A 4,695-nucleotide genomic window follows, 5' to 3' on the forward strand; every position below is an offset into this window, starting at 1 on the left:
GCCCTCCGCCTCGCTCGTCACCAGCACCGCCCGCGCCCGCCGGTACAGCCCCGACAGCGTCGCCCGGTCGAGCTTCGGCGGTTGCACCAGCGCGTCGCCGATGCCGAGGTGCTTCACCTGGGCCCGCTGCGCCTCGTTCAGCTCCGCGCCCTGCTGCACCAGTCGCAGCTCCGGGTGCCGGCGGCGCAGTGCCGCGAACACCTCGAAGAGCACGTCCAGGCGCTTGCGCGGGATGCCGCTCCCCACGTGCAGCACGTAGGGCCGGCCTTCCAGGGAGCGCAGCACCTCGTCGCTCGTGTCTCCCGGCACCGGATCAGCGCCGAACTCCGGCGAGGCCCCCAGCGGCGCATGCACCAGCCGCTCCGGGGGCACCAGTCCGTGGCGGAGTATCTCGTCGCGCACCGCATGGGTGCCGTGGAACACCACCCCCGCCCGCTGCATCCCCTTCAGCGTGGTCCAGGCCATCGCGCGGAACCACGCTGGCCGCGGGTCCTTCTGGGGTTCGAGGATGCTGCGGAAGGCGTCCAGGTCGTGGCAATACACGCCCGTGCGCTCGGCGGGCAGCGCGTACACGAGCTGCGCGTACGTGTGGTCCACCACGTGCCAGGCGTCCAGCCCGCGCGTCCTCAGCGCCGCCCGGGCCGGGTACGCGAGGAAGCGCGTCAGCAGCCGGTCCACGTTGAGCGCCTGCCGCGTCTGCTCGCGCAGCAGGGGCAGCCGCCTCGCCACGGGCATCAGCTTTGGCCGCACCGACGTCACCCACACCGCCTCCGCCAGCGGGCCGTGGAGTTGCTCGTGCAGGGCCTCGCCCGCGAGGTCCATGCTCGGCCACCCCTCCTCGAGCGGGTCCATCAGCAGCGCCAGGCGCAGCGGGCCTCCAGGGGTGCTCATGTGTCCTCCACGACGTGCGCGCGGGTCCGGCCGAGCAGCACGTCCAGCGTATGCGCAAGCGAGAATCGCTCCGTATAGAAATCCGCAGCACGACTGCCCAGGGCGGGCCATGTCTCCGGGGCGGACAACAGGGCCTCGGCGGCCGCCTCCACCGCGGCGCCCGTGGGCTCGGGGGCCAGCGCGAGTGCGCCGGAGCCGTGCCAGAGGGGCTCGGTGGCGGGGCCGGCATTGGACACCAGCGGCACGCCCAGCCCCAGCCCCGCCATGGCGCTGCCCCGGCGCGTGCTCAGCCCGTCGGGGTAGGGCTGGAGCAGTACATCACAGGCTTTCAGTGTCGCGGCCAGGGTGTCCGCGGGTTGCCCTCCCAGCGCGAGGACGCGCCCGGCGAGCTCCGGGTGTCGGCCGGTGAGTTGCTCGGCGAAGCGGGTGCTGCCCCGGCCCGCCAGCACCACCCGGCGGCGCGCGTCCCGCCGCAGCAGCGGGGGCAACACCTGCTCCAACATCCCCACGAGGAGGTCGCCGTACGTCCCCAGGTGGCCGATGAGCACGCCCTCCGGGCCCGTGCGCAGCGAGGCCCGGGCCGCCTCCACCGCGTCCAGCGGGGGCCGCGTGGGTAGGTTGCTCGGCACGGGCAGCCACTCCAGGGGCACCCGGCGCGGCGGACGGGGGAGTCGCTCGCTCCACCACGAGGTGGAGACGAAGACGCGCTCCGCCCGGGCCACCACCAGCGCCGCCATCACCCGCGTGACGGCCCCCAGCACGTTGTGGCGCCACGGCCGCTCCCACCCCCAGGGGAAGCTCACCTCGTGGAAGAACGTCCACACCTCGTCCCCCCGGCGCGTGGCGAGCCACAGCGCGAAGGGCACGTTCATCGCCCGGTAGCCGAAGGCGTGGGGCACGTACTGCACCACCAGCCGCTTCGGGCCGGGCAGCCGCGCCAGCTCGCGCTCCAGTCGCCGCAGGCCGCGCGGGCCGAAGCCCTCGGAGAGCCGGTGCACGGTGACGCCCTCGGGCGCGGTGTCCTGCCGCTCGCCCGGGGCCCAGACGTGGACGGCGCCGCCCGCGCACGCGAGCCCCTCGGCCACCTGCCACGTGTAGTCGCTCACCCCGCCCGGCTGGGGAGGGAACTCGCCCGTGAGGAGGTGCCAGGAGACGCCGAACGCGTCCGCGTCCCGCCCGCTCATGTCCGCCCTCCCAGCACGCGCGTGTAGACGTCCCGCACCTGCGCGGCGTAGCGCTCCCGGGTGAAGCGCGCGAGCACCGAGTGCCGCGCCTCCTCGCCCAGTCGCGCGCGCAGCTCCGGCTCCCGGACGAGCCGCGCCAGCGCCTCCGTAAGCCCCTGCACGTCCCCGGGCGAGAAGGCCAGCGCGTCCTGTCCGGAGCGGAGGAGCTCCGCGGCCCCTCCCGCGGCGGACACCACCACCGCCCGGGCGCACGCCATGGCCTCGACGATGGTCATCCCGAAGGGCTCCGGCCGGGTGCTGGCGTGCACCACCCCGTCCAGCGCGCGGTAGATGCCGGAGGGCTCGGCCTGGAAGGGGATGAAGCCCACGTGGCCCTCCAGGCCCAGCGCGTGCGCGCTGGCGCGCAATTCCTCCTCGGAGTACTGCGAGCCGGGCGTGCGGTACACGGGGCTGCCCACCACGTAGAAGCGCACCGCGTGCGAGGAGAGCCGCTCCCGCAGGCGCGCCGCCGCCTGGAGGAACACCTCCTGCCCCTTCCAGCGCGCGTAGGTGGCCACCAGCCCGAGCCGAACCGTGCCCTCGGGCGCCGGGGGCAGGCCCGCGAGCGCGTCGAGCCGTGCACCGTCGGCGGGGCCGGGGGAGAAGCGCTCCGTGTCCACGCCGTTGTGGACGGGGTACACCGGGACGCGGCCGAGCACGCGCCGGGCATCCTCCGCCACCGCCGCCGAGTTGGCGATGGCCGCCGCCGCGCGCACCCCGGCCACGCGCAGCGCCCGCCGCACCAGGGGCCGCTCGCCGAGGAAGTCATGGAGGTGCCACACCACCGGGGCACCCGGGGCGCAGAGCGCGGCGAGCAGGTGCGTCTTGAGCCCGTTGGAGTGGACGAGGTCCGGCCGGAAGTCCCGCAGGGCCCGCTGGAGGGCGCGCAGGTGGCCCGCCGCGGCTGGAGTGGCCCGCGCCAGGGAGGTGCCAAAGCGAAGGAAGTGGCCCACCCCCGCGCCCCGAAGCTGCGAGTCCCCCAAGGAGGCGAGCTCGGAGGGCAGGGGCAGGGCACGTGTCTCCACGCCGAGGGCGCGCGCCTGCTCCGTCAGGGGCCCCTCCGCGCCGGCGAGGAGCCCGAGCTGGGGGGTCTCCGGTGCGCGACGCAGACAATCCAGGAGGTCCAGGAGCGTCCGCTCCGCGCCCCCCACGACGCCCACTGGACTGAGGAAGAGCCACCGCACGCGGGGAACCCACCAGAAGGAGACCCACCAGGTCAAGGTAACGATGCGACCAGGAGGGAAGGGGGCCCGGTTGGTTGTCAGGTGCCTGGAGGGCCGAGCTTCGAGGCACGGGGGAGTCAACGCTTGGGGCCGGGTGGTGGCACAATCGTGCCGCCCATGAGTCGAACGCGCCGCTACCTCCAGGGAATGGGGGTGGGATACGTCCAACAGTTGCTGTCGATGGCGGTCGGACTCTTCCTGACCCGCTTCCTGCTCCAACGCCTCGGCACGGAGCAGTACGGCCTGTGGGTCATCGGCTTCCAGCTGCTGGGCTGGCTGCTGCTGCTGGACGTGGGCGTGGTGGCGCTCGTGCCCCGGGAAGTCGCCAGCTCCACCGGGCGTCAGGACGACCCCGGGTCCACCGCGCGGCTGGTGGGCTTCTCCGCGCGGCTGGCGCTCATGCAGACGGTGCTCGTGGGGGTGGCGGCGCTCGGCCTGTGGCTGTTGCTGCCCTCGGAGTGGGACGCGCTGCGTCCGGCGCTGGGGCCCACGCTGCTCGCCTTCGTGCTCCAGTACCCGTTCCGCCTGCTGCCGGCGATCCTCGAGGGCTTGCAGGACCTCGCCTGGCAGTCCGGCGTGCAGATGGTGGCCTTCCTCCTGGGCAACGCCACCACGGTGGCCCTCGTGCTGCTCGGCAAGGGCATGGTGGCGCTCGCGTGGGGGTGGATCGTCCAACAGGGGCTCGTGGCACTGCTGGCCGGCTGGCGCCTGGGGCGGCACCACCGCCACCTCCTTCCGAGGCAGTTGCCTCCACTCGTCTGGTCCGAGGTGCGGGGCTGGCTGTCCCGGGGCGCGTGGGTGAGCCTCGACAAGCTGGCCCTGCTGCTCGTCAGTGGAACGGACCTGTTGCTGGTGGGCAAGCTGCTGGGGCCCGAGGCCACCGTCGCCTACGCATGCACGGCCAAGGCGGTGAGCATCCTCATCCACCAGCCGCGCATGCTCGTCAGCGCCGCGCTGCCGGGCCTCAGTCAGATGCGTGCCGGCGAGTCACGCGAGCGCCTGCTGCGGGTGTGCACCAGCCTCACCCAGGCCACCCTGCTCGTCAGCGGTTTGCTCGCCGCCGGAGTGGTGGCCGCCAATGGCTCCTTCGTGGGCTGGTGGGTGGGCGAGGACAAGTACGTGGGGCTCGGCGTCTCCGCGCTGTTCGCCGTCAACATGGTGCTGCGCCACCTGGCCAATGCCACGGCGCTGGCCACGTTCTGCTTCGGGGACGAGCGCCGCATCGCGCTCACCACGCTCATCGATGGCGGGCTGGCCTTCGTGCTTGGCGCGGCGGGGCTCAAGCTCTTTGGCCTCATCGGCGCGCCGCTCGGCACCTTCGCGGGCCTGGTGCTGGTGAGCGTCCCCTGGCACCTGCG

The 4,695-nt window shown here is 73.9% G+C and carries 4 protein-coding genes; 1 reads left to right on the forward strand and 3 read right to left on the reverse strand.

All coding sequences use genetic code 11. The features are described from left to right. The 3 genes from VF794_RS10750 to VF794_RS10760 form a co-directional block, all read right to left on the reverse strand. The coding region (locus VF794_RS10750) for a glycosyltransferase (RefSeq protein ID WP_331109392.1) at positions 1-891 on the reverse strand (891 nt) is incomplete at its 3' end. Then, positions 888-2,075: a glycosyltransferase gene (locus VF794_RS10755; protein ID WP_331109394.1), complete on the reverse strand. Its 1,188-nt coding sequence runs from the start codon at positions 2,073-2,075 to the stop codon at positions 888-890. The genes VF794_RS10755 and VF794_RS10750, both read right to left, overlap by 4 nt. Further along, positions 2,072-3,298, reverse strand: coding sequence for a glycosyltransferase family 4 protein (locus tag VF794_RS10760; protein WP_331109396.1), 1,227 nt, complete (start codon positions 3,296-3,298; stop codon positions 2,072-2,074). The genes VF794_RS10755 and VF794_RS10760 overlap by 4 nt, the downstream gene beginning before the upstream one ends. A 156-nt stretch (positions 3,299-3,454) precedes the next feature. Here VF794_RS10760 and VF794_RS10765 point away from each other — a divergent pair. Then, positions 3,455-4,695, forward strand: a 1,241-nt coding sequence (locus tag VF794_RS10765; protein WP_331109398.1) for a lipopolysaccharide biosynthesis protein, incomplete at its 3' end; no start/stop codon positions are given.

Source organism: Archangium sp., assembly GCF_036389735.1.
Classification (GTDB): Bacteria; Myxococcota; Myxococcia; order Myxococcales; family Myxococcaceae; genus Archangium.

What these genes read in the sequence shown, in the direction of transcription:
- VF794_RS10755 (WP_331109394.1), bottom strand. Translation starts at nt 2,075, where the DNA reads ATGAGCGGGCGGGACGCGGACGCGTTCGGCGTCTCCTGGCACCTCCTC.